This is a genomic window from Glutamicibacter uratoxydans, from assembly GCF_050753455.1.
Taxonomy (GTDB): Bacteria; Actinomycetota; Actinomycetes; order Actinomycetales; family Micrococcaceae; genus Glutamicibacter; species Glutamicibacter uratoxydans_A.
On sequence record NZ_CP192736.1, the window covers coordinates 895442 to 911890 of the forward strand.

At 60.1% G+C, this 16449-nt stretch carries 13 protein-coding genes; 12 read left to right on the forward strand and 1 reads right to left on the reverse strand.

What is annotated here, in order from left to right; translation table 11 throughout:
- The first annotated feature begins 1 nt into the window (after nt 1).
- From ACQQZ8_RS04205 to ACQQZ8_RS04255, 11 genes are all read left to right on the forward strand, one after another.
- On the forward strand, nt 2-1201 hold the full coding sequence (locus tag ACQQZ8_RS04205) for a DUF2637 domain-containing protein (RefSeq protein WP_431711440.1): 1200 nt from the start codon (nt 2-4) through the stop codon (nt 1199-1201).
- A 66-nt stretch (nt 1202-1267) separates the two neighbouring features.
- Entirely contained in the window at nt 1268-2560 is a 1293-nt protein-coding gene (locus ACQQZ8_RS04210; RefSeq protein WP_431711441.1) for a helix-turn-helix domain-containing protein, read from the forward strand.
- Between the two features lie 13 nt (nt 2561-2573).
- Nucleotides 2574-3557 carry an RNA polymerase sigma factor gene (locus ACQQZ8_RS04215; RefSeq protein ID WP_431711442.1) on the forward strand — a complete coding sequence of 328 codons (984 nt, stop codon included), beginning with the start codon at nt 2574-2576 and terminating at the stop codon, nt 3555-3557.
- A gap of 120 nt (nt 3558-3677) precedes the next feature.
- On the forward strand, nt 3678-4424 hold the full coding sequence (locus ACQQZ8_RS04220) for a hypothetical protein (RefSeq protein ID WP_431711443.1): 747 nt from the start codon (nt 3678-3680) through the stop codon (nt 4422-4424).
- A 58-nt stretch (nt 4425-4482) separates the two neighbouring features.
- The gene (locus ACQQZ8_RS04225) at nt 4483-5151 is read left to right on the forward strand and encodes a hypothetical protein (RefSeq protein WP_431711444.1); all 669 of its coding nucleotides are present in this window, start codon (nt 4483-4485) and stop codon (nt 5149-5151) included.
- A gap of 254 nt (nt 5152-5405) precedes the next feature.
- Nucleotides 5406-5756 carry a hypothetical protein gene (locus ACQQZ8_RS04230; protein ID WP_431711445.1) on the forward strand — a complete coding sequence of 117 codons (351 nt, stop codon included), beginning with the start codon at nt 5406-5408 and terminating at the stop codon, nt 5754-5756.
- Between the two features lie 15 nt (nt 5757-5771).
- On the forward strand, nt 5772-6815 hold the full coding sequence (locus tag ACQQZ8_RS04235; RefSeq protein ID WP_431711446.1) for a type IV secretion system protein: 1044 nt from the start codon (nt 5772-5774) through the stop codon (nt 6813-6815).
- Between the two features lie 16 nt (nt 6816-6831).
- Nucleotides 6832-8439: an SCO6880 family protein gene (locus tag ACQQZ8_RS04240; RefSeq protein ID WP_431711447.1), complete on the forward strand. Its 1608-nt coding sequence runs from the start codon at nt 6832-6834 to the stop codon at nt 8437-8439.
- A gap of 126 nt (nt 8440-8565) precedes the next feature.
- Nucleotides 8566-10098 carry a conjugal transfer protein TraC gene (locus tag ACQQZ8_RS04245; protein ID WP_431711448.1) on the forward strand — a complete coding sequence of 511 codons (1533 nt, stop codon included), beginning with the start codon at nt 8566-8568 and terminating at the stop codon, nt 10096-10098.
- A complete protein-coding gene (locus ACQQZ8_RS04250; RefSeq protein ID WP_431711449.1) occupies nt 10095-12041 on the forward strand; it encodes a type IV secretory system conjugative DNA transfer family protein in 1947 nt (648 codons plus the stop codon). The genes ACQQZ8_RS04245 and ACQQZ8_RS04250 overlap by 4 nt, the downstream gene beginning before the upstream one ends.
- Nucleotides 12042-12740: 699 nt before the next feature.
- A complete protein-coding gene (locus ACQQZ8_RS04255) occupies nt 12741-13592 on the forward strand; it encodes a hypothetical protein (RefSeq protein ID WP_431711450.1) in 852 nt (283 codons plus the stop codon).
- Nucleotides 13593-14448: 856 nt separating this feature from the next.
- Here ACQQZ8_RS04255 and ACQQZ8_RS04260 read toward each other — a convergent pair.
- Nucleotides 14449-15596, reverse strand: a protein-coding gene (locus tag ACQQZ8_RS04260) for an IS3 family transposase (RefSeq protein WP_431711163.1) whose coding sequence is annotated in 2 segments (ribosomal slippage) — nt 14449-15323 and nt 15323-15596 — 1149 coding nt in all. Because the reading frame shifts where the segments join, the coding sequence is not laid out codon by codon here.
- 146 nt (nt 15597-15742) lie between these two features.
- Here ACQQZ8_RS04260 and ACQQZ8_RS04265 point away from each other — a divergent pair.
- A complete protein-coding gene (locus ACQQZ8_RS04265; RefSeq protein ID WP_431711451.1) occupies nt 15743-16375 on the forward strand; it encodes a hypothetical protein in 633 nt (210 codons plus the stop codon).
- The last annotated feature ends 74 nt before the right edge of the window (nt 16376-16449 follow it).

Here is a 16449-nt window from a genome sequence, read left to right on the forward strand (position 1 = left end):
CATGAGTGAGAACGAAAAAAGCCCCTCGAACGAACTGCAATCGTTCGAGGGACCAAACACTTCGGTAAGCGTTTCGAAGTACGACCAGTATACGCACAACACCGTTGCATCCACCATCAAAGATCAACCGCGCCGAATCGACCCCGATTCGCACAAGATGCTGTGGATCGCTGTCGGGCTGGTCGGGTTTGTCGGTGCGATCAGCTTCATGGTCTCGTACTCCGGTCTGGTGGCTGTGGCCGAATGGGCCGGACTGCCGCCGGCGATGCGATGGGCCGTGCCGATCTTTATCGATACGGCCATCCTCGTCTATTCGATCGCGGTGCTGATTCATCGCTCCCGTGGCGAAAAGACCTGGGCCTCCTGGACCTCACTGGCCGCGTTCACTCTGGTCTCGGTGCTGGCCAATGTCGGGCACGTCTTGTTGGATGAGCGGAGCATGGATGATTTCCGTACCTGGATCGGCGCCCTGGTTGCGGGGATGGCACCCATTGGTGTGTTCGCCGCGACGGAAGAGCTTGGCAGGCTGGCCATTGCCCGCCCACACGAACGCCAAGCCTTCGATGCTGGTCTCGTGCCGGTGGGGGATGATCGACCGAATCCGACCCCGCCAACACCACGACCCGATAGCGACCAGAGTGCATTGAACGACGTGACACCCGTAGCCGCCGCGGAGCACGCAAGGAGGCCTGTCAAGGGCCAGCGCAGCCCTGACCTGGTCCCGGCATCAGCCAACCTTGGCGAGGCACTGGGCAAGGTGGAATCTACCGTAGCGGAATGGGGTCGAGCCCAGGCAGTAGAGCCATCTCACGACACGACACGTGCTCCACGAATTTCTGCGACGGTGTCTGCCGGGATGGCCTCAAGTAACGGTCAGGTCGATCCATGGCGCAACACACTGCCCGTGGCAGACACAGTAGCCATTCCGGTCGAAGAGCCTGCAGGTGCTTCCGTGACTGGTTCTGCGGTATCGGGTGACGGGGATCAGCCGCGGTCGATGTCCAGCGTGCGTTATCTGGACCCGGCGGCCGAGGAAGAACGCATCCTCCACGCCCTGCTGACCGAGCATGGGCGGGACTTGACCGCCAAGCACATCGCTAACGCCCTGGGCAAGGTCGTGCGCACCGGCCAGCGGAAACTCGCGAAACTGCAGAAGCAACACCCCGAAATCTTCACTTCCGACGCTCAGGAAGAGGCCTAACCATGACCCACGAATTCTGCCACTCAAAACACAGACGTAGAGGCTTACGAATGATGGGAATTGGCGATGAGTAACGAAGCACAATCGCTGGTCAGGAAGCTGGGCGGCTCAGGTGACTTCTCCTCAAGTCAGGTCATGATCCTGCTGTTGTTGGCGGACCATGCTGATGAGAAATGGGAATGCTGGCCCAGCCTGGCGCTCTTGTGCCACCACAGCCAGTTCAGCGAGCGCACGGTCCGCAGCAGCATTCGGGCGCTACGTGAAAAAGGAGTGCTCACCGTCAGGGAGCAGCGCTCACAGGCCACCGGGGCCCGCCTGGAGAACCGGTACCGGCTGAACAAGGCCGTCATCGAACCGTTCGCGCTGCGCGGCGACCAGCGGTGGGAGCAGACCAAAACCAGGCGTGCCGGACGCAGTGCCGCGGTACGCTCCCAGGTTCTTCCGGTGAGTGAAGAACCCGATGGGTTCATCGCCGATGGCCCCGCCTACGGGGTGCTGGTCGCCGCCGGACCATACCCGGCAACAGTTGCCGGGTATCTAGATCCGCATGATTGTGCCCCGGCAACTACTGCCGGGCATCAACCGGCAACTGCTGCCGGGTATCCGAATCCGCGTGATTCTGCCCCGGCACCTGTTGCCGGGTATCGGGATGCCCGGCAAATAACGACCGGATGCCCGGCAAATAACGACCAAAAACCTGTGGTGCCTCTTAAAGGAACCCGCGCGGATTTAACCATCAATCATCAATCATCAATCAGCACGGTCCCCGACCCGGTGCCCGCGGCATCCACCTCGGGCGACGAGACGATGATGGACGACGATGATCATAATCCGGGTTCTTCGGGGAAGGCTGAGATTCATCGGGGAGTGAATCTTGCCCAGCTGTTCGCTCTGATGCCCGAACCACTCCGGATGCTGGATGCGCTGCAAGCTCGTCGGTTGATTGATCTGGTGTTGGCCCGGGCCGGAACCATTTCGGTGAAAAGTCCGCTGCGGTACGTGGCCAAGGCCTGTCAACAAGACCCCGAAGGGTTGGCCTGGTTGATCACGGCACCCGAAGCCCAACCCACGGCTGGGTTCCTCACCCCTCCGGAAACCTCGCCCACACGGGCGGTTCCGGCGGATCCGATGGTCGCCGAATGCGACGAGCATCTGTGGGCGCATCCGAACCCGCAAGCGATCTGTCCGGGATGCCGCGCTGATGCGCTCTCGGCCCCGGAACCAGACCAAGAACGGCCGCCCATGCCGCAACCTGGTGACTTCCGCACCGACCTCCGGTTGCGGCTCTCAGTGGGGGACTGTGCCGGTGAGAGTGTGGGGGAGCTGCCGTGGGGTTCTGATGATGAGCCGGGATTCTAGGTGGGTGAGCGGGATGAAAACCACCACGCGAACCAGCCAGCCGTGCTCGCATAAACGTCCGGTGACCGGCCAAGCCCACGGGGAAATCACTCTGTCGGTTGATTCTGAATCTCTGGAACAACGCGACGAAGCATTGTGGAGGACAGGCAGCATGAGTCAGCCACAACCACGCACCGACCCCGCCCCAGCCAAGCGCAATGAGGTGAGTGAGGAGCAGTTGGCCCAGGCGGTGCAGAAATCCGAGCCAGCGATCCGTTCCATCCTTGGCCCGGCCCTGCGCGAAGACTGGGCGGATGTCTTGCAAGAAACCTACATTTCCGCAGCCCACGCGTTGCCTCGGTTTGATGGGGCCTCCCTGCAGGCTTGGGTGAACACGATCGCCCGGCGCAGGGCGTACGACCATATCAGCAGTGCGAGTCGGCGGAAGAAGCATCAGGACCATTTTGAGGTGGCATCGGTGGGACGAACCCAGAGCGCGGTGTCGCTCATCGCAGAAGACTTTTCCGAACACATCGATGACCGTCTGGACGCGGCCGCCCAGCTTGCGGGAGTGATCGACCAGGTTGAAGCGTTCATCCAGAACCAGGCCACGAGCCACCGGGCGCTGGAACTGATCACGACGTTCGGGGATGACGTGGAAACGGCGGCGCGGGCGATGGTGATCAGCGAAGACGCGTTACGGGCCTGTCGCAGGGAGTTCGTTCGTTGCGCGATTGTCGTCGCCAAAGCCACCGGTTGTCGTGACCAGGGGCTGAAGCCCACCATGGGGGTGCTGATCGAATGCATGCCCGCTGGCGGTGAGTCTGGTGAATGGGTGGCCGAGTTCGTGCAGCAGGTGCTGGCCAGCGGCGGCTTCGGCAATGTTGATTTACAGCGGCTGATGATCCGCACCGGGCTGTCGTACAACACGGTGCGGCAGTACCTCAAGGAAGCCAAGTGGTTGATGCAGATCGCAGCGACCGTCCTGTCACAACCTCCCTACAACAACAAACCATGAGGCTGTCGCTGGAGCGATGACACCGATGACATACGTCGAATGCGGATACGACACCGAGAACGACGGGTACGACAACCCCTGATATGACACACCGAGTCCGACACCGGAGGAGTACTGGCGATGAGCATGAAACAAAGGCGCAGCATCCGTTCGGTGTCGTTCACTGTCCAGGAACTGGGCATCGTGTCGTGGGGGCTGAAACGCGCCGGACAGACCCGGGCGATGCTCCCGTCCACGCAGCCCTTGGGCACCAGCGTGTCGTGCCCCGAGGAGTTTTGGGCCCGCCTGCAACGGGATGTGGAAGACACCTGGTCCGAGGATGATGGCGTACTGGATGACGCCGTGGGTGTCATCCACGCGCTGAGGGACCTGGATCTGCTGTTCACGCGCTACCTGGCTCCAGGCGATGCGCAGAGCGCGGAGCGGTCGATCGGTGGGGCTGAGGTGGTGAATCAGCATCATCAGGTGATGTTGTGCCTGTGGGTGCTTCCCAGGATTTCTGCTGAGGTGGCCACCGGTGGTGGGCAGTTCACCGGCCGTGAACTGTCTACCGCCATCGAGGTGCAGCGCAAGCTCCAGGTGTTGCAGGATGACTTGTTTTCCGGGGTGGTCGGGGAACCGGCGAGGCCGAGGCCACGCTCGTTCTCGGGGAGGATCGCGTGGGCTGCTGCGGTGCGGTTCAACCGGTGGGTGGCGACCTCTTTCCCGGACGACCGCCATGCCGCGTTCTCTGATACTTCGGTGTTCGGGCGGTTGATGCGCCGGTTGACCCGGGACCCGCACCGGGCGGTACGGGTGCGCTGGATCCTGGGCGCCGGCAGTGTCCTGGTGATGTTTGGCCTGGGGTCACTGGTGCTCCTGCTATGACACGGCGGCTGATGTCACGGTTGGGAAGTTTCGTAGTTCACGGTGGAGGTAGATCACGATGAGGCAGGCACTGGTCAGAGCGGATCTGGGCAGGATCGATGTTCAGACCGGGCAATTCGATACGGTCGCCTCCTGGGCGTTGGGGTCGGCGATCGTGTTGGTGGCGATTTCCATGATCATGTGGGCGATGGTGATCCCGGTGATGCGGCGCAACGGCCGGTCCACGATGGCCGAGGGGATCAACAAGCTCGCCCTGGGTGTGGTCGCGGCCGCGCTGCTCAGCGGCGCGGTGTCCTTCGCAACCTGGAACAGTACCTCGGCAACCACCACGGGCCTGATGCCGGTCGAAGCCCGCACCGGAAGCCTGACGATAGAGAAAAGGCCGGCGTTGTCCACGTGCCCGTCGGGGGTGGTGCGGAACTTCGACTGGTGGGAGGAAGAGATCCATGGGGTCAGCTATGAGGTGCTCCGGTCCCTGATTGGGGATGGCGCGGCCGCGCAGTTCAAGGACCAGGTCGCCGACACCACCGGCAACGGGGTCACCCGGACCGAGAATGCGGTGGCGTCGGTTCATTGGATTCCCACGGGTCCTGATTGCACGTCGAACAATTTTGAGGCGCAACCCGCCTCGACGGTGACAGTGATGTACTACACCACGGACAAGCCTTGGGTGAGATTGTCGGCGATCCAGCCACCCCCACAACGCTTGGACGTCACAGCAAAATAACCCCCACACCAGGCCCCAGACACTAAGTTCCAAGCACGAGGCTCCAGGCTCGGGGGTTCCGGCTGATAGCGCCGGACGGCGCACCCGCGGCGATCAGGCGTTCTACTCATGGCCTTCAGCTCTGCGTGAGCTGGGGCCATTTGCTCAGGAACCCCCAGAAAACCCGTGTCCCGGTGGGGGCGGTGACATACGTGGGGGCTTGTTGTCTTGATTCGTTGGTGTCCGCATTGTTTGCCCGTTCGAAGGAGAGCACGATGACCGTGTCAGTGGCACAGAAACTATTCGAGATGTCGTGGGGTGTGGGGCAGGGCACCGCCCTGGCGCAGACGATTGATCCGGGAATCACCCCGAAGACCGATGCCCCCTGGATCACCTTCCTGCAGGACATCGGCGGCTGGCTACAAACCACCGCGATCGTGATCGGCGGCATCGTGGCGATCATTCTGATGATTCAGATGATGTTCGCCAAGCTGAACAAGCGGTCGATGGATGATGAGACCGTCTCCAAATTCATGTGGGTGCTGGTAGCCTGCGCGATCATCACCGCGGTGTCCTCGGTGATCCGCTGGGCCTCGGGCCTCTCGGTCCTGTTCGTGTTCAACTAACATGGGGGCCGGGCCATGAATTCCCATGATTTCCATGACCTGTTCTGGGGGTCGATTCAGGCGTTCGCCCAGTGGGCGTGGTTCATGCTTGAATCCTCGTTCCGGAACACGGAAATGGACTCACGCTGGTGGATCTCGGTCATTGGCGGTGACATGACCGTCACCACCGGGGCAGACACCGTGGTGCAGCACATCCCGGGCATGCTCAACATCATTGTGGTGGCCGCGATCCCGCTGCTGATCGTGTTCGCCGCGATCCAGATCGTCATCTCGGTGTTTCGCGGGTCCACGGTGGGCATGGTTCGGGCCTTTGTTTCGCTGATCATGGGTATCCCCGCGGTCTATATCGTCGCCGGGCTGCTCTACACGGTATCGATCGGCATGGATCAGGTCAGCCTCTCCATTTTGTCGATCGGTGGCGGGGACACCACGGGCACCGAAGCGGTGATGCAGCTGTTCGGGATCACCTTCGACACGGCCTCCAACCGGGTGTTGATGGATGAGAACTACCAGCAGTGGGCGATGTCGCGGGATCGCGGGAATATCGGTGGGGTGTTGTTCGGGGTGTTGATCGCCCTGATCGTGTTCCTGGCCGCGTTCTTCCTCACCGCCATGATGGTGCTACGCCTGGTCGCAATCCTGCTGTTGGCGGTCTTCTTGCCGATCGCGGTCTATGGGATGACCCTGGACGCGGCGAAGGGCATGTTCAACCGGTGGCTGGGCATCGTGGTGGGGTTACTGCTGGCCAAACCGGCCGCTGCGGTCACTATCAAGATGGGGATGACCATTTCAACGACCGCCCCGGACGCGTGGCAGTTCGCGGCCGGGATCGTGTGCCTGTTCGCGGCCGCGTTCATGCCGTTGTTGCTCACCCAGTTCGTCTCGTTCATTACCTCCGGCCAAGACTCCCTGGACCGTGCCGCCCTGGCTGGGGCTAGCGGCGGGTATCGGCAAGGGGTCGCCTTGGTGCGTGGCGGGCGTACCGGGTTCACCCGGACGGTGCGCAGCACCGGCCGGTTCATGCGCAGCACCGTGGGCCGCGGCGGCGCACGCCGATAGAAGAGGAGGGACAGACATGTCTGAGCAGTTCGAAGAGTCGCCGGTGCATTTCGGGTCGCATTCGCGTAACGGCGTGTACCTGGGACTGGATGCCACGCAGGTGACGATCGTCGGCAGCGGGGCCGGCGTGTTCGTGTTGTGCTGCATGGTCTCTGGCACGGTGCCGGACCCGATGCGGATCCTGGGCCTCGGGCTGGTCGTGCTGCTGGTGTCCTTGGGCGTTGGTGTGCCGCGGTTCGCTGACCAGACGATCCCGCGGTGGATGCGCATTATCGGCAGCCGGCTGATCCGCGGCACCCGGAACCACCTGGTGTATTTGCGGAAATTCGATGAGGAAGGCCACACCATGGACACCCACCAGCCCCCAACAGCCCAGTTGCGTGACCCGTTGGACCCGTTGTTCCTGCGTGATGTGAAAGGCCGGTTGAAACTGGGCGCGCCGCAGCGGTTGAGCCTGGGCGGTTCGGAAGCCGACAACCTGGTGATCTACGAAGGGCCCAGGAGGATCGCGTTCATCTATGACCCCCGCCGCGGGACGGGGACGGTGGTGGCCCGTACCCGGTCCACCAAGGCGCTGGATTTGGAATCAGATGAGGCGGCCAGTCAACGCGTGGAGTCATTTTCGCGGCTGCTCAACGGTGCGTCCTCGGTCCAGGGCCTGTTGGGTATGCAGTTCGGTGACCAGGGCCGGAAGGTGTCCGGCTCGAAGATCCTTGAATACTATGACGAGCGGATCCAGGTCGCCGGGTCGGGGGCGGGGGATGAAATCAACGTGTTCGCGGATCAAAGCTACCGGGACCTGATCACCACGGCCAGTTCCTCCTACATCCATGAGACGTGGGTGGCGTTCATTTTCAGCCGCGGGCATTCCGGGATTGAGCGTAGCGTGAAAAAGAAGGGCGGCGGGGTGGCCGGGTTCTTTGACGCGGTGCTGGATAAGCTCTCGGCGCTGGAGGACATGATCGATGAATGCGGCGCCCACGTCACCGAATGGCATTCGCCCCGGTCGATCAGCGAGGTGATTCGGGTCGCGTTCGACCCGCAGGCCAGCACGGTACTCACGGATCGTCGCGGTGACTTCGCCGGGGTGGCTGTGGCTTCGGCCGGGCCGATGGCGGTGGATGATCGGCAGTGGGATCACTTGCGCACCGATACCGGGTTCCACCGGGTGTATCGGGTGATGGAGTGGCCGCGGCAGCGCGCGGAGCTGGGGTTCATGCAGAACCTGATCCTCACCGGCGGGCACCGTCAGACGGTGACGATCATGATGATGCTCAAAGACCAGGAGAAAGCCTACCGGGAGATCGATAGCCAGAAAGCCGACTGGGAAACCACGCACAAGACGCACGTGAAGATGAAGAAGATGTTCTCCCGCCGGCAGGCCAAAGAACTCGAAGACATCGAAAACCGTGAAGAGGAACTGGTGGCCGGGCACGCAGCCTACACGTTGGGTGCGTTCGTGACGGTGTCCAGTGAGAGCCTGGCTGATCTGGAGGCGGATTGCGCGGCCATGTCCGGGGGTGCGTCCAACGCCAAAACCGAACTGCGGGCCTTGTATGGGCAGCAGTTGACGGGGTTCATCGCCGGGGCGTTGCCCCTGGCCCGCGGCCATATCGGCCACTAAACGAAAGCACAGGAACAAACCATGAACACGCGATCCGCCGTCGAAACCAACCCACCTCGGGCCTGGAACCTGGCCGGCAGCCGTTCGAACGCCGAGAATTCGTTGCCCAGGGTGGTGAGGTAGCCGATGGCACGCCAAGGAATAGCCGACCACGTTCGTGGGTGGTTCACTCTCGGTCGTCACCGGCAGCTGGGGGTGGTTGGAGTCTATGACCGGGCCACCAGCAAACAGTTCGCCATCGCCGGCAAGAGCCTGGCCCGACAAACCCTGCGCGCTGAGCGCACCGCCCAGAACCTTGGTGATCAGGGATACCCCACACCCCGGTACGGCGGCAAGGGTCGGAACAAGCGGTTCCACCTCTACGGGGCGGCGAAAGTCGCCCAACGGTTCCTACCCACCACTTCGGGGACCGGGGCGATGGTGTATCCGTGGGTGGCCGGCCCTTCACTGGGGCTACGTGGCCCTTATATCGGGGATGACATGTATGGTGGCGGCGCGTTCTGCCTGGATCCCTGGGACCTGTACAAGCGCGGGATCATCCGGGGGATGTCGATGATCGTGCTGGGCAGCGTGGGCATGGGCAAATCCTCTTGCGTGAAAAGCTTCGCCGCCCGCCACGTGCTGCACGGCCGGAAACTGGCGGTGCTCAGTGACCGGAAGGGCGAATGGACCCCGGTGGTGCGGTGGCTTGGCGGCAGCACCATCAAGGTTGCTCCCGGTGGGGTCCAGCGGATCAATCCGTTGGATGCCGGGAACCGGCCCTCGGTGAACTCCGAAGGCCGGCTGTTGTCCGATGAGGAATGGTGTCACATGGTCCGTGACCGCCGCCTCGGGCTACTCGAAGCTTTGGGGGCAATCCTCAAAGGCCGGGCGATGGATTCGGAGGAAAAACGCGGCCTATCCTTGGCCCTGGATCATGTGGTGGACCTGCGCGGGGATGACGCGGTGCTACCGGATATCGTCGCGTTCCTGTTGCAGCCGCCCGCGTCATTGACCGGGACGCTCCGATCGGCGGCCGAGTCGTTGGGCAACGCGTTTACCCGGTGCACCGATGGGCGGTTGCGTGGCATGTTTGATGGGCCCTCCAACGTGGAGTTCGATCAGGAACTGTCGGCCGTGTCGGTGGATACCAGCTCCTTTGGCGGAACCAGCGGCGAGGTCCGCGCCATCGTCAACGCCTGCGTGGGGTCGTGGGTGGAAGCGATGATCACCAACCCCGATAACGGACAACGGATCTGTGTGTATGAGGAAGGGTGGGACAACATATCCTCGGACGCCGACCTACAGCGCATGGTCGACGCCTGGAAACTGGCCCGGCATTACGGCATCTTCAACATCCTGGTGCTGCACAAGCTTACCGACCTGGACATGGCCGGGGACAGCGGCTCGGCCATGTACGCCAAAGCAAAATCCCTGCTGGGCGATGCCCCGTACAAGGTGGTGTACCAGCAGCCCGCGGTGGAGGACCCGATGCTCCGCGACGGGCTGGGCCTCTCTGACCGGGAGATCCGCACCATCCACACACTACCGATGGGCACCGGGCTGTGGATGGTCGGGGAAACCGACCGGTACAAGGTCCGCAACCGGCTAACGCGGGAGGAAATGCCGATCTTTGACACGAACACGCGCATGGACGTGAAGGAAGCGGTCCCGGCATGAGTACCTCACACCCGAACACCAGCAACGGGATGCTGACACCCGTCCTGATTTTGAGCGGGTTCGCCCTGGTCGGGTTCTATGTCCTGGTGGGCATGATCGTGTACCGGGCCACCTGCGGCGTACCCTTCCAACCGGAATCCTGGTTGGCGACGCTCCGGTTCCTGTGGACCAGCGACACCACCGCGTTCACCACCCCAGGCGTACCCTGCACCATCCCGGCCGCCACCCTGTGGGCGTCACTGATCGGGGTGATCTTGGTGCTCGCGGCCGGTATCACCTGGGGCGGTGTGGCCTATGCCCGGTATAAGGAATCCGATGAGTTCTTCGTAAGGGACTTGAAGTCTCGTCCGGGGGTGGCCCGAGCCCATGAAATCCGCAAATTCTATGGGAAACGCGCCACGGTCAAGAAGGCGCCGACGATCCGCCCCAGCCTCACCAAACAGAAGACCACAGCAGCCACAAAGAAATCCAAGCCCAAGATCGGGAAGCCGAACCCCAACACCGCAGTGGTTTCGCGGGCCCTGGGTAGCTCCCTAACGCCCGTGGAGCCACCGAAAAGAGCCCAGCCGGGTGATGTGGCGTTGCTGGCCGGCACCAGCCAGGGCACCCCGGTGTGGCTGCTGATGGAAGAATCCATCCTCCTGATCGGGGCACCCCGCTCCGGCAAAGGCGTGCACCTGGTGATCTCCTCGATCATTGACGCACCCGGCACCGTGGTGACCACCTCAACCCGCGCGGATAACTATGCGGCGACCTACAAGGTGAGGCAGGACAAAGGCTCCACCGTGGTGTTGTTCGACCCGCAAGGGCTGACCGGCCAGAAAACAACCCTGAAATGGTCCCCGATTGCCGGGTGTGATGACCCGATGAAAGCCCAACAACGCGCCAACTCGCTGATATCCGCCACCGGGCTGGGCAAAGGCGGCTCCAATGAGGAATGGCGGGCCCCGGCCGTGCTGATCTTGCAGTCGCTGCTGCATGCGGCTGCCGTGGATGACCGGTCGATCGATGACCTGATCCGTTGGGGCAACGACCTGGGCGCGGCCCGCGAAGCCGTAGACATCCTGGAACGCAACCCCCGAGCCGCGGAAGGCTGGTCGAACTCGCTCAAAGATGTCATCGAAGGGGATGCGAAGATGGCCGGGTCTAAATGGTTCGGCGTCTCTAACGTCATGGTCGGGCTCTCTGTTCCGACGGTGCGTGCGGCCATGGACCCCAAGCACCCTTCCGAGGTGTTCGATATCGATGACTTCATCAACACGAAGGGCACCTTGTACCTGGTCGGCACCAAAACCGGTGGGGGAGCGGCTGGTGCGTTTCTGATCGCGATGATGGATGAGATCACCGAACGGGCCCGCGAAATTGCGGCCAAACTCCCTGGGAACCGGTTGGACCCGCCGATCGCGTTGATTCTTGATGAGATCGCCAACATGGCCGGGTCATGGCCAGGACTGACCACGTTGATGTCCGACGGCGGGGGAGTGGGGATTTGTCCGATGCCGGTCTGTCAGGATGTGGCGCAGTTCCGCGATAACTGGGGCGACCAGGCGGCGCAGACGATCTTCGGGTCGGCGACCATCAAAATCCTGCTCGGTGGGTCCTCGAATCCCGAGGATTTACGGAAGTTCGAGTCCCTGCTGGGTAACCGTGAGGTGTCGCGGCGGTCCAGGTCGTGGGGTTCGGGGCAACGCTCGACTTCGGAGCAGTCCCACGAGGTGCCGTTGATGAGCGTCAAGGAACTGCGCATGCTGCCGTTCGGGACCGGGATGCTGTTGGCCCCGCGCCGCCAGCCGATCCTTCTGGAAATGGACGGGTACTGGAAGCGCAAAGATTCCGCGCAGATCGAGGTGTCCAAGAAGTCGTACGACCCGGCCGCGAACATCAACGAAAGTGACCATGGTGCAGCGCGGTCACAGGAGCATGATGTTGAGAAGGTGTGGTGATCCGAGGTGGGTTGGTCGTTGCGCCGGTCCGGGCGCGAAGAGCACCGACACTTATTTGCGTTCCCGTGGGTGGGGGTGGCGAAGGCTCCGCTGGTTCAGGGATTGCCGCTGCGGCGGGAGGGAACCGGCCTGTCAGGTGTGTGGTGCCCGTCTGGATGAGACGGGCACCCTGGATTTACACTGCGCCTCCTATACGGGAGTGACCCAAGATGTGTCTGGCCGGTGGCAGGCTCGCGAAGCAGACGCGGACCTGTTGCCGCTGTGCCGGGAGCATCACGAAGAGCTGCACCGTATCTTGGATCAGTACGGCCGGGACTACATGGGGTGGAACCGCCGACGTGCCAGTGTCGTGATCATTGCAAGGCTCCGGACAAATCACTCGTAAATGAAGGACAACACGGAATGAATCCAGAGAACCGGTGCCACGTATGCGGTACGACCAACCGAGACCGCTACTGGCATACCACCAGCGGCACCTATCTTGATCGGGCCGTTTGCCGGAGGGCGGATCGTGAGCAGGGGGTGTGGTTATGCACGATCTGTGAAGACGGCGTTCACCGGTGGATGAAAGACTACCCAGATGACCCGCAAGCCGCCAAAGAAGGGGTGAAGGAAATGGTGCGACGCCTCAGAACTGCAATCTTCACCCCGCGCCGCACTAAACGCCGCCGCACCGACAGAAAAGGAAAGGATTAGATCGTGAGTGATCAAGACACCACCAATGGAGTGGATGGCCAGTGGGGTGATGACGAGGACTGGAACTTTGAACCGCTGGAGCAAACCGCCATACTGCCGATTCAGGGTGGTGGCTCAGTTCCGGCCACTTCACCAACCCCCACGATTCAGGGAACACCCTTGCCTGCCCATGTGGATGACGATGTCGTTGAAGCGGTCGAAGATGCCCCGGCCGTGTGGTTCGGGATCCAGTTTCAGCGGATCCCACCCGAACTGAAGCAAGACGCCTGGATCGGACTACGGCGGTGGGTCGACTGCTTCGTGGTACAGCACAACATGTCCAAGGAAGTCCGCCCGTGCTGGTTTGAGCACCCTGATGTGGTCAACGAGCTGTATGCGACGATGTGCGCCGAATATAAGGTGTGGGAGGAAGGAGCACCCGGGGTGGGCCCGTTCCTGTCGTTCCACACCTATCTGCCGGGTCTGCGGCAAAGGCTGGTGGAGTCAACGCAAAAGTTCTGTAGTGCGACCGAACACAAATGGGAGCAGCCCGAACCCATGAAGTACGACGAGGCGCGGTGGAGTCATGTGCGCGACACCGTACAAACCACCAAAACGATTCCACGCGACGAGTCGGCGACTGTCAGCGTCCGCGTCACGACAGATGAAGGCAACAAGACATCGAATGTCGTCAAGGTCGGCGCGGTCACCACGCCACACCTTGTCGCCCCCACTCTGGAAGTACTTGAACGAGCAGCCCCGGACGAAGTCAGCGTGTCAGCGACATGTCACCGCAAAGACCCGGTGTCGTGGCAAATTTCCGCAGGCAATGATTGGGTTGACGTTGAACCGGAGATCGAGGACGACGTCTCATAAATCAGGGCATCTGAGACCTTTTGACTTCACCGAGATGTCAATTTGACTTGGTGAGTTTGAACGAAAGTCCTTGATCCACTGACGAGGTTAAGGTCCGCCTTAGCGCCCTTGGCCTGTCGATTCGCAGTCCCGGAGCACATAATTGACTACCCGATAAACAACCTGCAATAAACAACCCTCAGGACATGAAGAGCTTCGTCTGATTCGGTAGGCGTTCAATGACGATGCAACAGTCAATGCTGTTCGCCAGAACAGTGCGCGTGATTTCGATTTCTGAATTCAGGTATGTTCTATTTTTATCGAACAAATTTTCGCCTAGTAGATTATTCTAATGCAATCTATGATGCGTGAATAAGTTCGGCAAATGTTGGGGTGAGAAATCGAGTCGATCTTGGATTTAGGAATCTGCGAGTATCATGAAAACCTTGGGGGAAAGATGCGATCGGAAGACAAATCCAACGATGCCTGGACAATAATCTCCACAGGACCCAATTCATACATAGTTACGCGTAAGAAGACACCTTCTTCCTGGTGGCGTAGAGCCATTCGTTGGTTATGGAAAAGGAAGGCTTGGTTTGTAACCACGGTAATTTCCCTGGCAGCATTGGGTGCGGCTATTGCTCCGATGGTCTACGATGATGCCGATGATTTTTGTACCCATCAGAATCCCGGAAGTCTCTCAACAGACCAAAGCGAGGAGTGGAACCCGGTTCAAGGGTATATGGATTGGTATATCGGTAAATTCGTTTACAAATGTAGTTTTTTGTCTGAATCCCAGGCACTCAAAGCCATCACATCTTATAAGGGCAGATCGGCTGGAGCTGATCTGGTTGGGTCCCTTTAAGCAGTCCAGCAGCTATGCGATAGCTAACTGATTCTCTCTAACCCATTCATCCCAAAACCGGGACGGCGTCAACCCATCCAAAGACCCATGGGGACGCTCATGATTGTAAATGTCTTTCCATTCATCAGCCAAATACTTCGCTTCCACCATAGTGTCCATATTTTCCCCGGAAAGCTGTTCACGCCGGAACTGCGCATTGAACGACTCAATAAAACCGTTCTGCCAAGGTGAGCCCGGATCGATAAACGCAGTGGACACCCCCACAGTATTGCACCATTCCACCAGCGCGTCAGCAGTGAACTCAGGCCCGTTATCACACCGCACAAACGTTGGCTGGATCCCAGTTTCAGCAATGATGTCCTCCAAAACAGCCACCACATCAGCAGCTTTGAAAGACCTGCGGGGAATGATCGCCAAAGCGGTCCGCGTGTACTCATCAATGACATTGAAGAACCGGATATGACGGCCACAAGAGGTGACATCCGACTGGAAATCAAAGCTCAGTACATGCATCGGGTACTCGGCGGTCAACCGCTTCTGTTCCCCAGCGTCTGGGCCGGTGCGCCGCTTCTTTCGACGCTTGGGCTTACAGACCAGGCCTTCTTCTCGCCATAATCGTCGGATGCGCTTGCTGTTCAAGGCAGTGTCTTTCCATCGTTCGGTGGCCAGCAAGTGCCAGCGGGCTTTGCGCCATCCCCACGTTGGATGCTTAGACGCGACAGCCCTCAAGTCGGCTCGTAGCTGCGCTTCGTCAAAGCTCATCGGTGTTTTTTTCTTACGTAGTGCAGAGCGGTTCTGGCCCAGAACTTGGCAAGCGAAGCGTTCGGACGCCCCGAATTTTTCCATCGCCATCCGTACAGCACGGCGGCGTGGTTCGGGGCTTAGAATTTTCCCTTGGCAACCTCAGTAAGGATGTCGTTGGCGAGCATCTGATCGGCGAGCAGCTTCTTGAGGCGGGCGTTTTCCTTCTCTAGCTCTTTGGTGCGTTTGCTGGCTTCAGCGTTTTTCTCGGACCCGTACTGGTTGATCCAGCGGTACCAAGTAGCTTCAGTGATCTGCAGTTCCTTGATGACCTCGATCATCGGGTGGCCTTCATTGAGCATCTTCTGTCCTTGGCGGACTTTAGCGATGACCTGGTCTGGTGTGTGTCTGCGTGCCATTTTTCTGTGATTCCTCCTGTGTCCATTGTCGGACACGAGTACTCACATAGTCACTGGACTACTTTCCGGGGACCCAACCAGATCCTTTTCGTGGGTGGGAGAAACTCTCAACCAATCTGCAATCCATTTGGTCTTATGATTCCTTCATGGCGCGTTGGGATCACGTGGGCTACGCAGAGGTAACGTACGCATCGCAGCATCGAAAAAGCAAAAAAATCGTAGGCTTGGTGATCAATGATGGTGACAATGTCGAGGTTTCGAATCCTGAAGAAGATGAGTCTGATGTTGAAGCTGGTGGCAATAGTGAGCTTTCGTTCAACACTTTTGAAGTTGAAGTGAGGCTCTACCAGCTGGCACCGGAGGAAGGCACAGTCGAGAGTCAGCTTCAATCTGGATGGATCGGCACGTACTACTACGATATTCACCTCGTGCAGGAAGAAAATTCATGGTCTATTGACAGTATTATTAGCCTCGACCAAACAGGCGGGGAGCGCGAACGAGCTCAATACGGACGTATTCTTCTAGCATATAAAGCAAGCACATGGGCGGCACCGGACAAGAGCGATGACAGAGACAAGCGGCATACCAAGACTATAAAAAGTACCTCAGTAGGGGGGCTTCCCGTCTACTGCAAGATCGATGATGATAGTGGAACTCCTGACTCGTTCTGGTATCGCACATCTCTTGGATGGGTGCATGAACTCGATATAGAGACGCATGAGATAAGGAACGACCGAATGTGCCACGCTAAGATGTCATCCTTCACGGTCCACGAGTGAAAGAAGCAGTATCGTGGCCAGACTCAACGAGTCTTCAACGCGAAACCTTAGGGCAACCTATGGCGAATACACCG

Coding starts and splice junctions, on each gene's coding strand:
- ACQQZ8_RS04205 (WP_431711440.1), top strand. CDS start 2: ATGAGTGAGAACGAAAAAAGCCCCTCGAACGAACTGCAATCGTTCGAG.
- ACQQZ8_RS04210 (WP_431711441.1), top strand. CDS start 1,268: ATGAGTAACGAAGCACAATCGCTGGTCAGGAAGCTGGGCGGCTCAGGT.
- ACQQZ8_RS04215 (WP_431711442.1), top strand. CDS start 2,574: ATGAAAACCACCACGCGAACCAGCCAGCCGTGCTCGCATAAACGTCCG.
- ACQQZ8_RS04220 (WP_431711443.1), top strand. CDS start 3,678: ATGAGCATGAAACAAAGGCGCAGCATCCGTTCGGTGTCGTTCACTGTC.
- ACQQZ8_RS04225 (WP_431711444.1), top strand. CDS start 4,483: ATGAGGCAGGCACTGGTCAGAGCGGATCTGGGCAGGATCGATGTTCAG.
- ACQQZ8_RS04230 (WP_431711445.1), top strand. CDS start 5,406: ATGACCGTGTCAGTGGCACAGAAACTATTCGAGATGTCGTGGGGTGTG.
- ACQQZ8_RS04235 (WP_431711446.1), top strand. CDS start 5,772: ATGAATTCCCATGATTTCCATGACCTGTTCTGGGGGTCGATTCAGGCG.
- ACQQZ8_RS04240 (WP_431711447.1), top strand. CDS start 6,832: ATGTCTGAGCAGTTCGAAGAGTCGCCGGTGCATTTCGGGTCGCATTCG.
- ACQQZ8_RS04245 (WP_431711448.1), top strand. CDS start 8,566: ATGGCACGCCAAGGAATAGCCGACCACGTTCGTGGGTGGTTCACTCTC.
- ACQQZ8_RS04250 (WP_431711449.1), top strand. CDS start 10,095: ATGAGTACCTCACACCCGAACACCAGCAACGGGATGCTGACACCCGTC.
- ACQQZ8_RS04265 (WP_431711451.1), top strand. CDS start 15,743: ATGGCGCGTTGGGATCACGTGGGCTACGCAGAGGTAACGTACGCATCG.